Origin of the sequence: Bradyrhizobium sp. USDA 4532 (assembly GCF_024171315.1) — a bacterium.
GTDB lineage: Bacteria > Pseudomonadota > Alphaproteobacteria > Rhizobiales > Xanthobacteraceae > Bradyrhizobium > Bradyrhizobium australafricanum.
Window position 1 is genome coordinate 8,632,269 of the sequence record NZ_JALJZN010000001.1, and the last position, 17,635, is coordinate 8,649,903.

The following is a 17,635-nucleotide window of genomic DNA, read 5'->3' on the forward strand; positions in this document are numbered from 1 at the left end:
TCCGGCGTTCATCAGCCGCGCTGCCCGGCCATCACGACGATGCTGCCGGCATCGCGGGATTGACCCACGGTGCGGAACAGGTCGGCCGGCAGCGTCTGCCACGGCGCGATCTCGATGATGCGGTTGTTCGCGCTTTTCGCGGCCGATTTCGCCGCGCGGATATCGTCCTGCCAGGGGCAGAGTGCGAGCTCGAGCCGGCCGAACCCGCCGCAATCGGCTGCGAACGCGCCGGTGACCGCCTCGATGCTGGCAGCCATTTCGCGCGCGTCGCTGGTCGCGATATCGCGCATGATCACGGTGATCGCATTATTCGAGGCCGCCTGCGACCGGATCACGATCATAGCGTCACGGCCGCCGCTGCGGCCGGCGCGCCGCGCGGCCCGCATCGCGACGCCGAATTCGGCGTCCGGTCCAAGATCGCTGCTGTCGGTGGGCAGGTTGTGAACGACCGTGGTGTGGCGGGGCGTGCCGGCGTCTTCGGCCGGAGCGTGATATGAGCGCGGCAGCCAGACGGTGTCGAGCGCCATCTGTGACGATGTCAGGCGCCAGGCCTGGTCGAGCAGATAGCCTTCCCAGACCGCGGGATAGGCGCTCGCGATGTGATGCCAGTTGCGCAGCACCGCTTCGGCGGCGGGCGAACGGGCGAGATAGAGGGTGCGCGCCGACATTTCCCACCGGTTCCATTTGTGAAGCGCGATGTCGCATGCGAGGGACGACGGCAGCATTGGCGGCTCGCTGAGGACTGCGTCGGCCTCGATGAACAGCAGCGGCTCGCGATGCTGCTCCCACATCCGCAGCAAGAAGGCGGATTTCTCGGCTGCGCGCATGTGCTCGCCGTCTGCGGTGTCGATCGGTGCGATATCGCAGGGGATCCGAAATTCGGCCAGCTTGTCGCGGAGAGCGCGGGCATGGTCGTCGCCGCAAGCGCGGGGATAGCAGGAGACCACGCGCAGCGATGCCTCGGACCTTGAGCCTTGCTCGGGCGCGATCGGGCGCCAATTGAGGCCGCCCCACCACATCTCATGCGGGCCATCGAAGCTCGGCCCGATCGTTCCGAAGTCGGTCAACTTGGATTTCAGGAAGTCGAAGGCGGGATTCTCGCCGAAGGGGACGACGACCGCGCAGTCGGTGCGAAGCGACCGGTAAAGCATCTCGGCGGCGGGGCCGCTCGGCGGCTCGACGAGGATGATGACGCCATGGTCCCTCGCCGGCGCCGAGCCGGCCTGATGGACGACCGCGGGTCCGAGCCGCTCCGACAACCATGCGAGCCGCCGGCGCTGCGCCGCGCTCATCCGGATGCCGTTCGCCGCCAGCAATTGGTCGAAATTCGTCTGCAAGCCGTCCGCTTGCGCCGTGTCAACAGACATCATGCCCGCACTACCCCTCGTTAACCTTCTACGTGCGGGGCGGCCGGATCAGGCGGACAAATCAGCTGTCGTTGTTCGTTGTCGGCATGCCTCTGGCGCTGCGCCAGGTCAGTGTGGCCGAAGCGGCGCCGTTGCCGTCGCGGTCCGCGACCGCAAGGATGCGGTCATGGTCGAGGGCAGTCAGCGCGACCGTGTAGATGGCGACGTCGTCTTCGAAGCCGTCGACGGGGATGAGCAGCATGCCGTCGTCACTGGTGGCGCGGAAGTGACGGCCGCGCCGTTCGAGGCCGACATCGATGAGCCGTCCCTCGGCGATCGCTGTCACGTTCGAACCCTCGGCGGCTTTCGCGGCGCTCTCGCCATATTGGACCGTGATGCCGTGGAGCATCCCGTCGCGGGTGAGCTTGGCCAGCGGCAGCACGATAGTCGCGATTGCCATCCGGCGCGACAGCGGGATCCGCAGGCGAAGATCGCCGAGCCCGCTGTGATAGACGCTGATCGCCTCTAGCGACGCCTGGCCGTTCCGCTCGAACAGACCGACCTGCAGCGTCCCGCACAGTGCTTCGCCGAACACATTCGCGGGCAGGCGACTGGCGCCGAACAGCGTGTAGAGATAGGCATGCGACGGCGACAGGGCGGCAAAGCTGCCCGCCAGCCACATCGGGGGCGCCGGAGCCGTGCAGGCGGTCATGAGGCCGCGGGCGATGATGCTATCATTGACGAAGTCGGCATCGAGCAATGGCGCCAGCGCCGGGGTGCCGAGATTAACGTCATGCTTGATGCCGCCGAGCAGCGCGAGCTCATCATCGTCCGGCAGCAGCAGGAGGCGGCCGAGCACGGCGGCGGTCCAGCGCGCCGCGACCGCGGGGGCGGCATCGGGCTGCAATCCGTAGCGTGGTGCCAGCTCGCGGGCGCGCGAAACATAGGCCAGCGTTCCGGATTGCACCTCGGTCGCCAGCGCCAGCTGGGCGGCCGGGCGCTGATCACCCTCGCGCAATACCTCATCGTCGCGATAGTCCCGCGCCGATCCTTCGGTCGAACAGCACAGCTGCTCCAGCAAGGCGACGTTGCGGATCAGCATGCGCTTGACGTGCGGCGTGACGACGCGATCAGAGACCAGGCCCTCCGCGGTGTCGTCATCGGAGATGCCGTCGAAGGCATCGTCAAGCGTCAGCAGATAGGCGCCGTGCAGGCGGATGCGGATGCCCTCGCGATCGAAAATTCGCCGCAACGACTTCTGCACGCTTGCGGAATAGCCGAGGTCGACCAGGATCAGATCGGTGCAGCCATCGAAATCCCGGATATGCGCGCGAAGATAGGTCAGCAAACGGGTCCGGACACCGGCAGCGATATCGGTGATCTCGCGCGGGTCCATCAGATCGGGCAGGGCGTCGGCGAGTTCGCGGCCGCTGGCAATGCCGTCGGGATACTGCGCGAAGAACTTCATCACGGCGGGCGGCTGCACCTTGACGATGTCGATAAAGGTCGCCGCGTCGATCTTGACGACCCGGCCCAGCAGCTCACAGAGTGGTTCGAGCGTATCGGCAGACCCGACCAGGCTGACGCGACGATTGATCTCGATATAGGCGCCGGTCTCGCCGTGGTTTGCCTGCCAGACGCGATGCGGCAGCAGGCCGTCGCGGCCGAGGAATCCGACCGCAACGCGCGCGCCCTCGCGAGCAAGCGTGCTGCGCCGCGCAGAAATGAATGCGTCGAACGCCGCCATCACGGGGCCGAGCACGGTCACGCCGAGGTTGAAGGCGGGAGAATGCTCCGCGCTCTTCGCCGTCACCGCGCGCCGCAGCGTGCGGGCGCCGCAGTCGAGCCGCGACGGCTGATCGGGGCACAGCAATTCAAAGATCGATGTCTCGCGTTGAAACTTGGAAGCCAGCGCCGCGCCGGCCTGCGGGTAGTAGCGCGGACGGATGCCGTGACGGCGCGCGCCCTTGATATCGGCGGTGTGGTTGTCGCCGACATGGAACGAGCTTGCCGCGTCGATGCCTTGCTCGGCGAGATAGGCCTCAAACAGAGCCTCGCTCTTGCTGCTGCCGTGATCGCAGGACGCATAAAGGAAATCCCAGCTCAGCCCGGGACTGCAGGAACGCAGCAGCTGCGCGAGTTGGTCGGTGCTCCAGTAGGTGTCGGAAATGAAGCCGACGCGAAAGCCGCCGCGCTTCATGTCCAGATATTGCTCGAGCATTTCGGGATTGACGCGGCAGAGCTCCAGTTCGGTGTCGAACTCGATCTGCGCGAGATCGTGCAGCGCATCGCGGGTCAGGCCGAACAGCCTGAACGGAAAGTATTTGTAGATGTCGGCGATGCGCACTTCAGTTGAGCCGCGGCGCTCTTGCGATACCTTGCGCGCTCGCGCCTCCGCCTGGATTCGATGCTGAACGAAACTGGCGGACATGTTCGGAAAATTTTCAGCAATGCAGCAACGCTGAAAAACCCTTTCAAATACGCCATCCGGCGTCGTGCAGGCGCGCAACAGAAATGTATCGAAAACATCGAATGAACATGCAGAAACATTCTGCGCTCGACGCGTCGCGTCGATCGTCATGATCGTCATGCGCAAAATTCCCGCCAGTCCTCATGCGTTGAACGCGCGCGTGAGCCAAATCAGGCGCGACAGTTCAAAAAAGTTGATGCGGGATTCGAAAACGCGCGCTTCGCGACTGACAGATTCAAAAAATCCGATAACGTCGAAACAGTGATTCGGAAAAAATTGCCTAGTCGCAATCGTCGAATGCAAGATGGCGACCAACGGCGGTGAGTCACTCGCATGCTCGGCGCATGCATGGGTTCGCGTGGCGTTAGTTGGTGTGACAACAGCGTTTTCCGACGCGACGATCTCTTCCGCGGAAATGCGAGGCGATGCTGAACGACTGCTCCAAACTCCGTCGCATTTTTCCCTGCGCCTACGCGCAGCGGCAGCTTTTGCCGGGCGGTCGGCAAAAACATCCGGCTAAGCATTTGAAAAATAACAAAAAAAGTTCGCCTGGTTTGCTGACCCTCTCCGTTCAACGCTCAGAAGCCGCATGGAATGTGTGCCAGCGGCGTTGGTTGGAGAGCGGCGGATGAGTTACGCGCTTGATATGAGGGCACCGGCCGAAGTGGAGGCCACGCCGGCCGCGGTTGCACCGGCCGAAGCGGCTGCGCCGTGGAGCAACGTGCCCACCGTTGCCGATGCGGGCCCGCTCGACACCGCCGAGATCCACGACGAAGACAAGGAATTGCTCGACCGCCTCGCCGCCGGCGACGAAACGGCGTTTCGTGCTCTGGTCGAACGCCACGTCGATCGCGCCTACGCGATCGCGCTGCGTATCGTCGGCAACGCCGCCGACGCCGAGGATGTCGTGCAGGACACGATGCTGAAAGTGTGGACGCATCGCGGCCGCTGGCAGCATGGCCGCGCCAAGTTCTCGACCTGGCTCTATCGCGTCGTCAGCAACCGCTGCATCGATCTGCGCCGCAAGCCGCGCACCGAGAATGTCGATGTCGTGCCCGAGGTCGCAGACACCCAGCTCGATGCCTCCGCCGTGATCGAGCGCAACGAGATCGGCAATCTGCTGGAGGTCGCGATGCAGCGCCTGCCCGAGCAGCAGCGCGTCGCAGTGATCCTGTCGTATCACGAGAACATGAGCAACGGCGAGATCGCCGAGGTCATGGACACGACCGTGGCCGCGGTGGAGTCGCTGTTGAAGCGAGGACGGCAGCAGCTGCGCGAGATGCTGAAGCGGCACGAGCGCGACCTGCGCGGCGCTTTTACCGACTGGTAACCATAAATTCCAGCTTCTGAAGATTTTGCGCCTGACCACCGGCGGCCGGCCCGTTTGATCGGGCGGACGGGGGCTGGATCCGCGTCACCTCTCTTTTTCACGATGCGGCATGCCATGCCCCATCAGCACAGGAGCTACTCATGCCGGCAATCTCCACCAACACCGCCGCGAACTCCGCGGTCCGTTACCTCAACATCAACTCGCAGCAGGAAACCAGCGCGCTGTCGAAGCTGTCGAGCGGCTCGCGCATCACCTCGGCCTCCGACGACGCGGCGGGCCTTGCGATCTCGACCCGCATCTCCTCCGACATCACGACGCTGCAGCAGGCCGCCACCAACGCGGCGCAGGCGACTTCGATCCTGCAGACCGCCGACGGCGGCGCCTCCAACATCTCGGACATCCTGGCCCGCATGAAGTCGCTGGCTTCCGAGTCCGCCTCGGGCACCGTGGCCGATTCCAGCCGCGCCTACATCAACTCGGAATTCACGCAGCTCAAGGGCGAAATCGACTCGATCGCCAGCGGAACCCGCTACAGCAGCCAGAGCTTGCTCGACGGTTCGAGCGTGTTCTCCTCGGGCGTCTCGGTGCTGGTCGGTTCGACCTCGGCCGACACCATCACGATCACGCTGACGAGCCTCACGGCCTCGTCGCTGTCCGTGACGTCGCTCGATGTGTCCAGCCTGTCGAGCGCCACCAGCGCGATGACGGCTCTCGACACCGCGATCGACAAGGTTTCGTCCGCACGCGCCGAGATCGGTGCTCAGGAATCCCGCTTCAACTTCAGCGCCGACTCGATCTCGACCCAGACCCAGAACCTGCAGTCGGCCAACTCGGCGATCAAAGACGTCGATATCGCCTCCGAGCAGGCGACACTGTCCTCGGCCGAGGTGAAGACCCAGGCCGCGGTCTCCGCTGAAACCGCGGCGAACCAGATGCCGCAGTACCTGCTGAAGCTGCTCGGCTAATTCGAAAGATCGATCGGGCCGGCATGATGCCGGCCCGGTTCCTATCGCGGCGGAAGTGTCGACATGACGGTTAGCAGCGCCACCTCGAGCACATCAAACACGACGTCGACCAGTTCTGCCAGCACGGTGACAACGACCGGCACGACCAATTCGACCAGCATCGATTGGGATGCCCTGATCGAGGCCGAGGTCAATGCCAAGCTCGCAGCGGCGACCTCGATCACCACGACGATCACCGCGAACCAGGCCAAGATCACGGCCTATCAATCGCTGCAGACCGAGCTGTCGACGCTGGCAACCGGGTTGTCGTCGCTCAGCACCTCGATCATCAATTCGATCGCCACCAACGCGTTCGCCACCCGGGCGGCGACGATCTCGTCCACCGGTGACGTCAGCGCCTCGTCGGCACTGAACATGAGCGTCAACAGCGGCTCGGCGACCGGCGATCACACGCTTCAGATCACCCAGCTCGCGACCGCGCAGAAGGTGATCGGCTCCTCGCAGTCGAGCAGCTCGATGGCGCTGGGCCTCTCCGGCACTTTCTCGCTCGGCCTGTCCGGCGGCACCGGCACGGCGATCTCGATCACCAGCGGCATGTCGATGCAGGATATCGTCGACACCATCAACGCCCAGACCTCGACCACCAATGTCCAGGCCTCCATCGTCCAGGTGTCGAGCGGGTCCTACGAGATGGTGCTGACGGGGACGCAGGACGCCGCTGACATCGCCTATTCGTCGACGTCGGGCGATGACATCCTGAACAAGCTCGGCGTCACCGACACGTCCGGGGCGTTCACTGACGTGCTGCAGAAGTCGCAGTCCGCGGAATTCACCCTCGACGGCATCGCGCTCACGCGTAACACCAACGACATTTCCGACGTCCTGTCCGGTGTCACGTTCGACCTGCTGCAGCCGACGCCGAGCGGCACCAGCCTCAACATCAGCATCGAGACCGACACCAGCCAGATCACGTCAGCGCTGCAGACCTTCGTCACCAACTACAACGCATTTCGCGACCAGGTGATCGCGCAGTCGGCGCAGAATTCCGACGGCACGGCCGCGTCGAGCGCGGTGCTGTTCGGCGACAGCACGATGCGCGATCTCATGACCCAGCTGCAGCAGGTGCTCAGCGGGACGGTCGGCGGCATGACGATGGCCGATCTCGGCCTGTCCTTCAATGAGAACAACGAGCTCCAGCTCGATACCGGAACGCTGTCGACGGTGCTGACGCAAAATCTCGCCGGCGTCACCCAGCTGCTGTCGGCGCAGACCGCCACTTCGTCCAGCCAGCTCAGTGTGGTCAATACCGGCACGTCGCCGCAATCCTTCACGCTCGACCTCACGGTGGACTCCACCGGTACGCTGACCGGAGCCTCGGTCGGCGGCGACAGCTCCGGCTTTTCGGCGGTCGGCAACACCATCATCGGCAATTCAGGAACGATCTACGCCGGTATGGCCTTCACCTATACGGGCTCGACCTCGCAGTCGATCACGGTGACATCGTCGTCCGGTTTGGCGACGCAGCTCTACCAGCTCGCGCACACCAGTTCCGGAACCAGCGGTCAACTCCAGACCATGATCACCAACTTGCAGTCGCGCGACACCGACCTGCAGTCCCAGGTCAGCGACATTCAGAGCAATGCGGCGACGTTCAAGGCTCAGCTGCAGGTTCAATACGCCAATTACCAGGCGGCCATCGAAAGCGCGAACAACACGTTGGGCTACCTGAAAGCACTCCTAGACGCAGCATCGAGTAACTGATGACACAGAATGCCACGGCCTACCAAGCCAACAATGCCTATCGATCCGCAGCGGTGGCGGTTCCGCCGTTGAAGGCGGTCGTGATGCTGTGCGACGGCGCGATCACGCTGTTGCAGAAGGCGCTGGACGCGCACGAGGCGAAGCGCTTCGAGGAAGGGCACATCTATCTGACGCGGGCGACCGCGATCCTGCGCGGGTTGAGCCACAATCTCGACTTCACCCGCGGCGGCGCGATGGCCGATCGTCTCTACCGCACTTATAACGCCCTGATCATGGCGTGCCTGCGCTCCTATGGCCGGCCGCAGGCCCGGGAGAATTTCCGGCGCATCATCGCGAGCCTGGCGGAACTGCGCGACGCCTGGAAGTTCGTCGAGGCGACCGCCGGCAAGGCCGCCAAGGCCAGGGCACTCGACATGACGCTCGAATCAGCCGCCGGCCGCTGAGCCCGGAGAGGGCCGCGAATCACCCGGCGAGGGCGCTTAGCCGGCGCAGCAAGGGCCTGGGCGGGCGCTCCCGGTTAGGGAAAATAGCCGTGCGGCAAGCACCATGCTGGACCTGATGCGGCAGCGGCGGAAATTGATTTCCGCCGTCCCGCGAATGCTTTATGACAGCCTTGGCGACGAGGCTGGATCTGCGCGCGCGATGGACGTTGCGATATTCGAAGACCTGATCGATCGGCTGGGGGAGGATCTGTCCCGCTGGCCCGACGATCAACGTCTTGCCGCCGCCCAGCTCCTGGCATCTTCGGCCGAGGCGCGGACGCTTTACGAGGAGGCGAGTGCGGTACGCCGCGCGCTCGCGGCGCCGCCGGTTCGCGCACCAAAGGGTCTTGCCGACAGCATCGTGACCGCGGCGGCGAAATTGCCCCAGAAGCCCGCTTCGGGGCCGGCCCCGACTGACGATCAGCCGAACGATGCACAAGCACCGGGCCGATCCGCACAGCAAGGCAAGGTGCTGCCGGCGCTGTTGCTGGCCCTTTGCCTGTTGCCCGCATTGACGCCTCCGGCGTTGATGCTCGGCGAGCCGGATCTGCCGATCAGCCTCTCGCTCTAAGACGTTCCGCATTGCCATTGCAGCTGTCCGCGTGCCTTCGCGGCGAGATGCTTGCGCACGCCTGCGAGCCATGAGCCCGCAACGGACACGGCAAATTCTGCCGATTCATCAAGTGATTCCGGGCGGATGAATCCGCGCCTGAAATCGGCGCGTCATCCGTTTTATCTGCGAACGACATCACGACCCCAATGTTCCACCGCGTTCCGTCGCGCATCCCGCGGCGAAGAGAGCCTTGTCATGACCGTTTCCTCGGCAACCTCTGCTGCAACTTCCACCACGTCGAGCTCGTCGTCGAGTGCGTCGATGGGGATGAGCTCGACCGATTTCCTCAACCTTCTCGTCAGCGAGCTGCAAAACCAGGATCCGCTGAACGCCACCAGCACGACCGACTTCATCAACCAGCTCACCTCCTACGCCAACTTCACCGAGCAGCAATCGACCAACGCCAGCATGACGTCGCTGGCGAGCTCGTTCTCGAGCCTCGTGACGCTCAACTCGGTCAACTATATCGGCCACACCGTCGAGGCGAAGACGAACACGGCGGAGTTGAGCAACGGCTCGGCGACCTTCGGCTACTCGCTCACCTCGGCTGCGTCCAACGTCGCGATCACGATCCAGGACTCCTCGGGCAACACGGTATGGAGCGGCAAGGGGACCGGAACCGCCGGCTCCAACACCTTCACCTGGAACGGCCAGACCTCCGACGGGACCCAGCTCAAGGACGGCGGCCAGTATACGATTCAGGTGACCGCGACCGACTCCGCCGGAAACTCGCTGCTCAGCTACACCACGATGACAGGAACGGTGACCGGCATCGATGCCTCCGGCTCGACGCCCTCGCTGCTCGTGAACGGCGTCCCCGTCAGCGCCGCCAACATCATCGGCGTCACGTCCTGATTGCTTCCGGAGTTTTATCATGAGTCTCACTGGTGCTCTTTCCTCGGCGATCTCGGCGCTCAACGCGCAGAGTCAGTCGCTGGCAATGATTTCCGACAACATTTCCAACGCCGATACCACGGGCTACAAAACCACGTCGGCGATGTTCCAGGATCTGGTGACCGCGTCGAACAGCGCCACCTCATATACGTCCGGCGGCGTCACGGTGTCCGGCCGCGCCAACATCACCCAGCAGGGCTTGCTGTCCGCGACCACCAACGCCACCGACGTCGCGGTTCAGGGCAGCGGCTTCTTCGTCACAACCAACGCGACGTCCGGCGGCACCACCTCCTATACACGCAACGGCGCGTTCACCACCGACAATCTGGGCTATCTCGTCAACAACGGCAATTACCTCGAGGGCTGGCGCACCGACGCTGACGGCAACATCGTCGGCAATGCCTCTGCCGCGAGCCTCGGACCTATCAACACGCAGGTGGCGTCCACCAGCGGCAGCGCCACCACCAAAACCACGGTCGCGGCGAACCTGCCGGCCGATGCCGCCGTCGGTGCGACCTTCAACAGCTCGATGACGGTCTACGATTCGCTTGGCACGGCGAGCACGATCCAGATCGACTGGAAAAAGACCGCCAACAACAGCTGGCAGGCCAGTTTCGAGACGCCAAAGCTCGCGTCGGACTCCACGACAGACAGTGCCAGCGCGATCACCGATACGGTGGATATCACCTTCAACAGCGACGGCTCGCTCGCCTCGACCAGCCCGAGCCCTCCCGTCATCTCGGTGACGGGTTGGAAGGATGGGGCGGCCGACAGTTCTGCCGCCAACGGCACGGCCATCACGCTCAATCTCGGTACGGCCGGCAAGACCGACGGCCTGACGCAGTATTCATCGGGCGAGACCACGCCAGCCGTCGATCTCACCAGCATCACGTCGGACGGTCTGCCCTATGGCAAGCTGAGCAGCATTTCGATCGGCAAGGGGGGCGTGGTCGACGCCACCTACTCCAACGGGCAGACGATCGCGATCTACAAGATTGCGGTCGCGACCTTCAGCGACCCCAACGGATTGAGCGCGGCTAGCGACGGCATGTACTCCGCGACGGCAGCTTCCGGCAACGCCACGCTGCAGACCTCGGGCACCAACGGCGCCGGCACGATCTACGGCAGCGAGCTGGAGTCGAGCACTACCGATACCAGCGGCCAGTTCTCCAACATGATCTCGGCGCAGCAGGCCTATTCGGCGGCCTCGCAGGTGATCACCACAGTCGACAAGATGTTCGATACGCTGATCTCGGCGGTGTCGCGATGATGACCGAAAAGCAAAATGACCGCTTGCTGGTCAGGCTTCAGCGGCTGAAGGCGAAGGCCGCTGCGGTCCGGCCGGACGATCGCGCGCAGCTTCGTGCGTTGCTCGACGATGTCGGAACGTTGCAGGACCAGCTAATGCGCGAATGCGCGCGGCTCGACCATGAACTCAACCGGGCCGCGGTCCGGGTAACGGCAATCACCGCGTACGGGCGCAGCGCACAATCGGTTCGCGCCCTGCGTCGCGGACACTAGCTTGAACGGGAGCGATGACATGACACCGGAACGCAACATCAAGATCAATCCCGCGGGAAATGACGAGCGCGCAAGGTCGTTGATCGCGCTGATCGACAATCTGATCGCGATCGTGAACGAGGAGAATGTCGAGCTCGCCAAGGGCTTGCCGGCCTCGCGGCTGAAGCAGGTCGACGAGAAGCATCGACTTGCCACCCTGTTCGAGCAGTGTGTGGCGGAAGCGGTCGGCAAGACGGCAAATCTCAACGTCCAGGACCGCGTGCTGCGCGAGCAGCTGATGGACCGGATCCTGAAGCTGCGCATGGCGATGGACGAGAATGTGATGCGGCTACGCGCTGCGATCGATGCCAGCAATCGTAGGATCGAGGCGATCATGCAGGCGATCCGCGAGCAGATCGCCAACGTATCGCCTTATGGCGCCGGCGGTCGTCGCGTCACGCCGGCGATGTCCTATGGCACCAACGTGCGGGCCTGATCGGGCCGGCGCCGGAGGGAGTTGGTCGTGTCGTCGCTCGATATCGCACGAAGCATCGCATTCAGCGGGCTGTCAGCCACGCAGGTGCAGATCAGCGTAGCTTCGGCCAATATCTCCAATGCCGACACCAAGGGCTATACCGCGAAGACCGCCAACCAGAGCAGCAGCGTCACTTCCGGTGTCGGTACCGGCGTCACGATCACGGGGATCAGCAGCGCGGTCGACAAGCTGCTCCTGAAGTCGCTGGTCGGGGCCGATTCTGATCTCGGCGCCGCCGATACCACCAACAGTTTTCTGACCGAGCTCCAGCAGCTCTATGGCAGCACATCGAGCTCGGACAGCTCCACGACGGGCACCTCGCTGGCCAACACGATCGCGACATTCGAGTCGGCGTTGTCGTCGTTGGCGAGCACGCCGAGCAGCGCGTCGCTGCAATCGAACGCCGTCAGCGCGCTTGCGGCGGTGACGACACAGCTGCAGCAGACCTCTAGCGGCATCCAGACGCTGCGCTCCAATGCCGACCAGGACATCGCATCGTCGGTCACCGATATCAATTCCGACCTGCAGCAGATCTCCGACCTCAACAAGCAGATCAAGCAGCAAGCGGCAGCCGGGCAGTCGACGGCCGATCTGGAGGACCAGCGCAACAGTGCGCTGCAGGATCTCGCGTCGATGATGAATGTGAGCTATTTCACCACGTCGACCGGCGATCTGCAGGTCTATACCGGATCGGGACAGGCGCTGGTCGATAGCACGGCGCATCCGCTGAGCTATACGGCGCTGCCCAGCGTCACGGCGTCGACGACGTACAGCGCGGGATCGTCAAGCGGTTTCAGCGGCATCACCGTCAACGGCGTCGACATCACCTCGCAGATCTCCTCGGGCAAGGTCAGCGCGCTGATCACGCTGCGCGACCAGACGCTGCCGGCCGCGCAGTCGCAGCTCGACGAGCTGGCCCGGCAGCTGACCGCGACCGTCAACGCGGTATCGAACCAGGGCACGTCGGTGCCGCCGCCGGCCAGCCTGACCGGAACTGCCACTGTGAGCAGCACGACGCCGTTCTCGGCGACCGGCACGGTGCGAATCGCCGTTGCGGACAAGAGCGGCAATCTGGTGTCCTACCAGGACCTCGATCTGTCGTCCTACGCCACGGTCGGTGATCTCGCCACCGCGATCAACGGTATCTCGGGGCTGTCAGCTTCGGTCGATGCTAACGGACACTTGTCGATCTCGACGACCACATCCAGCAACGGCGTTGCGATCAACGAGATGACGAGCTCGGTCGGCAGTTCGGGCGAGGGCTTTTCGGATTACTTCGGGTTCAACGACCTGATCACCGGGACCGGCGCGTCCGACATCGCCGTTCGCAGCGACATCCTAAACGGCACGGCGGCGCTGCCGACGGCGACGCTCGATGCGTCGTCCACGATGACGGCCGGAAACTCGGTGCTGTCACCGGGCTCGGCGACGGTGGTGAACGCGCTCTCGAGCGCGCTGACGGGGTCGACCAATTTCGGCATGGCTGGCGGCCTCGGGGCGACCACCGGCTCTTTCACGGACTACGCGGCCGCCATCGTCGCCAACGCCGCTGGCAAGGCGACCCAGGCGTCGGCGGCCTACACCGCCAAGCAAACCGCGCAATCGACCTATGCGAATTCGCTGTCGTCGCAGTCTGGCGTCAACATTGACGAGGAATCCGCAAATCTGAGTGCGTTGCAAAACAAATACGCCGCCGCGTCCCAGATCATTACCGCCATCAATGCCATGTTCTCGGCGCTGATGACCGCGATGAGCGCCAGCTGAACCCGAGGCCGTCGTCATGACGATGCGCGTTGCCACCTTTGCACAGTCGGACCTGATGATATCGAACGCGTTGCGGGTGCAGGCGGTGATGGCCAACGAGCAGGTGCAGGAGTCCTCCGGGCTGCAATCCGAAGATTTCGGCGGCTACGGTTCCGGCGCCGGGCGCGTCATCAATTTGCAGGTGTCGGTGACGCGCGCGCAGTCCTATATCGATGCCAGCCAACTCGCCGATAACAAGGTGCAGGTGATGTATTCGGCGGTCGGCTCGGTGACCGACATCATCACGCAGTTGCGGACCCAGCTCAGCGCGGCCACCACTGGCAGCAGCACGGCGACGGCATCGGTGATCAACTACGCCCAGCAGGCCATGGCGCAGATGCAGGGGCTGCTCAACACCCAGTATGACGGCGAATATGTCTTCAGCGGCGCCCGCACCGACACCGCGCCGGCGGATCTGTCGAGCTTCGACACCGGCACCGGATCGCTGACGACATCAGACACCAGCTACTACAAGGGCGACAGCGAGATCGCGTCCGTGCGCGTGTCGGACAGCCAGTCGATCTCGTACGGCGTCACCGCCGACAATCCGGCGTTCGAGCAGGTGATGCGGCTGTTGAAGTACGTCGGCAACAGCGCGACGCTGTCGTCGAGCGACATCACGCAGGCGCTCGACCTCGCGAGCAATGCGCTGGATGCCACATCCACCGTGCAGGCAAAGCTGTCGGCCGCGGCGTCGCAGATCGAGACCGCCAGCACAAACCAGAGCGATTACCAGAATTTTGCGAAGACGCTGTCGACGGACCTCACCAGCGTCGATGTCGCGGCCGTGACGGCACAGCTTTCGACCTATCAGGCGCAGCTGACGGCGTCCTATTCGGCGATCTCCAAGATCCAGAGCATGAATCTGGCGAGCTATTTGCGATAGCTATCGCCGGCATCACCGGTTCAGAATCTTCAGCCAGACATCGCCGAGAATGATCGGCTCGCGCGGCGGAAGCCAGGTGAGGCCGGCAGCCTTGCCGAGCTCCGCGATGGTTCCCTTGGCCTGCAGGTCGGTGAGGACCTTGTTGACCGATTCCAGCAGGACCTTGTCGGTCTCGAGCGCAACGTAGCCGCGGTTGGCGCCGATCGGATAATAGTAGCCCGAGGCCGTGATCCTGGTGTCCGGATGTTCAGCGCGGTAGGCGTCGAAGCGGCGCAGGTCGAGCAATGTGGCGTCGAATTCGCCGCGTTCCAGTTCGCCCAACAGATCGCTGCGCCCCGGAACGAGGTGCGTGATGTCGTCGATCAGCTTTCCCTTGTCGAAGGTCATCAGGATGGCGTCGCCCAGCGTGCCGCTTTCGATCGTCAGGCGAAGGCCGGCGAGATCGCCGATATCGGTGATCTTGCGCTCCTTGATCTTGTCTTTGGCCTTGGGACCGAGCACGACGGTCATCGGCGAATAGATGTAGGGCTGGCTCGGCGCCAGCACGCCGATCGGGATCCGCCGGCGGCGATCCTCGCGGGTGGCGCCGTCGAAGTCCGGCAGCTTGGCCGTCGTGACGCCGGGCGCCTTCAGCGAGTCCGTGGTAAGCGCGTAGCCGCTGACCAACGAGCAGCGCCCGTCCGACAGCAGCGCATTGGCTTCGAGCGCCGGGCTTGCGGTGTCATCGAGCTTGCTTTCGAACCACTGGATCTCGAGCTTGCGGCCGAGCCGCCCGGTTATTGCCTGCGCGAGCGCAACGTCGAAGCCCGAGGCGGGCTTGCCGCGATGATGCACGGAAAACGGCGGCAGGTCCTCGTCGAGACAGACTCGGAGCGGCTCGTCGGCCGCGCGTGCCGCGGTCACGCCGGCAAGCGTCGAGATCAGTGCGAAGCCGAGAGCGGCGGCTAGCGCCGCGGTCCAGGCCCTCATGGCTTTCTCCGGCTTGCGACGAAGGCCCAGAGATCCGATATCTCCTCGTCGCTCAGGATGTCGCCCCACGGCGGCATCTTGCCGTTCTTGCCCTGCTTCACCGTGGTGACGAACCGTGTCTTGTCATCGGGATGGGTACGAAGGTCCGGCGTGACCGTGCCCGAATTGACCATGTTCGGACCATGGCAGTGCGAACACTTCTGGGCGTAGGTGACTTTGCCCTTGTCGATCGTGGCCTGATCGCCGTCGGCATTTGCTTGCTGTGCGATGGCAGGCATCGTCATAGTCGCGATGCCCGTCATCGCGGCGGCGGTGAACACCGCCGCCGTCCAGATCGATACTGTCTTCACGTGCGATCCGCGCTCACTGCTTGACGGCGAAGACCCAAAGGGACCCGCCCGTCGGCACTTTCGCAAGGCGCTCGTCGCCGGAGAAGATCGAGTACACTCCGCCGTAGCCGCTGGTGACGGCGATATACTGAACGCCATCTTGCTGCCAGGTCACCGGCTGGCCTTCGATGCCGGAGCCGGTCTGGAAGCTCCACAGCTTCTTGCCGTTCTCGGCGTCGAACGCATCGAATTCACCGGTCAGCTGGCCGGAGAACACGACGCCGCCGGCGGTCGAGAGCACACCCGAGAAGCGCGGGATGTCGCTCGCCACCTCCCACTTGCTCTTTCCAGTCATGGGCTCGATGGCCTTGAGATAGCCGCGCGGTCCGTTGGGCCAGGCCCAGGGATCGGTGAGGTCCATGCCGAGATACCATTCGCCCTGCTTGTAGGTCGCGGGCTCGGCCTTGTAGTTGCCGCCGATATTGAGCGTATTGGCGTAGGCTAGGCCGGTCTGCGGATTGTACGACATCGGCTCCCAGTTCTTGCCGCCAAGGATCGACGGTTGCACCAGGACTTTCTTGCCGTCGCGCGCATCCTTGGAGATGTCGGTCTCGATCGGACGGCCGGTTTTCAGATCGATGCCGCTCGCCCAGTTGACCGTCACGTAAGGATTGGCCGCGAGCAGCTTTCCATTGGTGCGATCGAGCACGTAGAAGAAGCCGTTGCGGTTGGCGTCCATCAGCACCTTGGTCGGCTTGCCCTCGACGGTCATGTCGGCGAGCACCATCTCGGCAACCGAGTCATAGTCGAACGGGTTGTTCGGCGAGAACTGGTAGTGCCACTTGATCTTGCCGGTCTTCGGATCGAGCGCCAGCACCGAGCAGGTGTAGAGGTTGTCGCCGGGACGTACCGCCGAATTGAACGGTCCGGGGTTGCCAATACCCCAATACACCGTGTTCAGCTCGGCATCGTAGGAGCCGGTGATCCAGGTCGATCCGCCGCCGAGCTTCCAGGTGTCGCCCTTCCAGGTGTCGCCACCGGGTTCGTCCGGGGACGGGATGGTATGGGTGCGCCATAGATGCTTGCCGGTTGCGGGATCCCAGCCGTCGATGAAGCCGCGGGTGCCGAACTCGGCGCCCGAGATGCCGGTGATCACGACGCCGTCGGCGACCAGCGGGGCCACCGTCATCGAGTAGCCTTCCTTGATATCCGCGGCCTTCTGGCGCCACAGCTCCTTGCCGGTCTTGGCATCGAGCGCGATCACATTGGCGTCGAGCGTGGTGCGGAACACCTTGCCATCGAACAGCGCCGCGCCGCGGTTGATGATGCCGCAGCAGACGATGCGCGGTGTTTCGGCGGGATATTCGACCTTGGTCTTCCACACCTGCTTGCCGGATTTGGCGTCAATCGCCATCGTGGCGTTGTGCGTGGTGAGATAGATGGTGCCCTGGTAGATCAATGGCTGCGATTGCTCGCTGCGATCGTCGGCGAGGCTGTAATTCCAAACGGGAACGAGATTCTTGACCGTGTCCTTGTTGATCTGGTTCAGCGTCGAGAAGCGCTGAAGATTGTAGCCCATGCCGTAATTGAGAACGTTCGAAGTATCAGTCGCCCCCTTGACCAACTGCTCGTTGGTCTGGGCGCTTGCACCATACGATGCAAGAATCACGAGGCTTGCGGCCAGCGCAATGCGTCTCATCCTATCCTCCCAATGAACCTTTTTTCGCACGCCTATTCCTGACGTTGCGGACG

17 protein-coding genes are annotated in these 17,635 nt (G+C 63.8%); 12 read left to right on the top strand and 5 right to left on the bottom strand.

The genetic code is table 11. From position 1 onward, the window contains the following. Positions 1-11 precede the first annotated feature (11 nt). Both J2R76_RS39830 and J2R76_RS39835 read right to left on the bottom strand, forming a co-directional pair. Entirely contained in the window at positions 12-1,370 is a 1,359-nt protein-coding gene (locus J2R76_RS39830; protein ID WP_253625914.1) for a hypothetical protein, read from the bottom strand. A 58-nt stretch (positions 1,371-1,428) separates the two neighbouring features. Then, a complete protein-coding gene (locus J2R76_RS39835) occupies positions 1,429-3,777 on the bottom strand; it encodes a hypothetical protein (RefSeq protein ID WP_309143563.1) in 2,349 nt (782 codons plus the stop codon). 464 nt (positions 3,778-4,241) lie between these two features. Between J2R76_RS39835 and J2R76_RS39840 the strand changes: the two genes are divergently transcribed. The 12 genes from J2R76_RS39840 to J2R76_RS39895 all read left to right on the top strand — a co-directional run bounded on the left by J2R76_RS39840 (position 4,242) and on the right by J2R76_RS39895 (position 14,585). After that, positions 4,242-4,448 (top strand): hypothetical protein, encoded by a 207-nt coding sequence (locus J2R76_RS39840; protein WP_253625916.1) that lies wholly within the window; start codon positions 4,242-4,244, stop codon positions 4,446-4,448. Beyond that, a complete protein-coding gene (locus J2R76_RS39845) occupies positions 4,445-5,146 on the top strand; it encodes an RNA polymerase sigma factor (protein WP_253625917.1) in 702 nt (233 codons plus the stop codon). Before J2R76_RS39840 ends, J2R76_RS39845 begins: the two co-directional genes overlap by 4 nt. Positions 5,147-5,286: 140 nt before the next feature. Next, on the top strand, positions 5,287-6,111 hold the full coding sequence (locus J2R76_RS39850; protein ID WP_028336954.1) for a flagellin: 825 nt from the start codon (positions 5,287-5,289) through the stop codon (positions 6,109-6,111). Between the two features lie 63 nt (positions 6,112-6,174). Beyond that, positions 6,175-7,872, top strand: a complete 1,698-nt coding sequence (gene fliD, locus J2R76_RS39855; protein WP_253625918.1) for a flagellar filament capping protein FliD — start codon at positions 6,175-6,177, stop codon at positions 7,870-7,872. Continuing rightward, complete coding sequence (fliS, locus tag J2R76_RS39860) at positions 7,872-8,315, top strand: flagellar export chaperone FliS (RefSeq protein WP_253625919.1); 444 nt, start codon at positions 7,872-7,874, stop codon at positions 8,313-8,315. Before fliD ends, fliS begins: the two co-directional genes overlap by 1 nt. Before the next feature lie 103 nt (positions 8,316-8,418). Next, the gene (locus J2R76_RS41180; RefSeq protein WP_375166559.1) at positions 8,419-8,925 is read left to right on the top strand and encodes a hypothetical protein; all 507 of its coding nucleotides are present in this window, start codon (positions 8,419-8,421) and stop codon (positions 8,923-8,925) included. 237 nt (positions 8,926-9,162) lie between these two features. Next, positions 9,163-9,822: a flagellar hook assembly protein FlgD gene (locus J2R76_RS39870; protein WP_253625920.1), complete on the top strand. Its 660-nt coding sequence runs from the start codon at positions 9,163-9,165 to the stop codon at positions 9,820-9,822. A 19-nt stretch (positions 9,823-9,841) separates the two neighbouring features. Next, positions 9,842-11,131 (top strand): flagellar hook protein FlgE, encoded by a 1,290-nt coding sequence (gene flgE / locus J2R76_RS39875; protein WP_253625921.1) that lies wholly within the window; start codon positions 9,842-9,844, stop codon positions 11,129-11,131. After that, positions 11,128-11,382, top strand: coding sequence for a hypothetical protein (locus J2R76_RS39880; protein ID WP_253625922.1), 255 nt, complete (start codon positions 11,128-11,130; stop codon positions 11,380-11,382). The genes flgE and J2R76_RS39880 overlap by 4 nt, the downstream gene beginning before the upstream one ends. Positions 11,383-11,401: 19 nt before the next feature. Further along, positions 11,402-11,857 carry a hypothetical protein gene (locus J2R76_RS39885; RefSeq protein WP_038379117.1) on the top strand — a complete coding sequence of 152 codons (456 nt, stop codon included), beginning with the start codon at positions 11,402-11,404 and terminating at the stop codon, positions 11,855-11,857. 27 nt (positions 11,858-11,884) lie between these two features. Then, on the top strand, positions 11,885-13,660 hold the full coding sequence (flgK, locus tag J2R76_RS39890; protein WP_253625923.1) for a flagellar hook-associated protein FlgK: 1,776 nt from the start codon (positions 11,885-11,887) through the stop codon (positions 13,658-13,660). 16 nt (positions 13,661-13,676) lie between these two features. Continuing rightward, complete coding sequence (locus J2R76_RS39895; protein WP_141339830.1) at positions 13,677-14,585, top strand: flagellin; 909 nt, start codon at positions 13,677-13,679, stop codon at positions 14,583-14,585. Between the two features lie 12 nt (positions 14,586-14,597). Here the strand turns inward: J2R76_RS39895 and J2R76_RS39900 are convergent, their stop codons facing one another. From J2R76_RS39900 to J2R76_RS39910, 3 genes are all read right to left on the bottom strand, one after another. Next, a complete protein-coding gene (locus J2R76_RS39900; RefSeq protein ID WP_253625924.1) occupies positions 14,598-15,554 on the bottom strand; it encodes an ABC transporter substrate-binding protein in 957 nt (318 codons plus the stop codon). After that, complete coding sequence (locus J2R76_RS39905; RefSeq protein WP_229188856.1) at positions 15,551-15,838, bottom strand: cytochrome c; 288 nt, start codon at positions 15,836-15,838, stop codon at positions 15,551-15,553. The genes J2R76_RS39900 and J2R76_RS39905 overlap by 4 nt, the downstream gene beginning before the upstream one ends. Before the next feature lie 79 nt (positions 15,839-15,917). Further along, complete coding sequence (locus tag J2R76_RS39910; protein ID WP_076834181.1) at positions 15,918-17,582, bottom strand: methanol/ethanol family PQQ-dependent dehydrogenase; 1,665 nt, start codon at positions 17,580-17,582, stop codon at positions 15,918-15,920. Positions 17,583-17,635 lie beyond the last annotated feature (53 nt).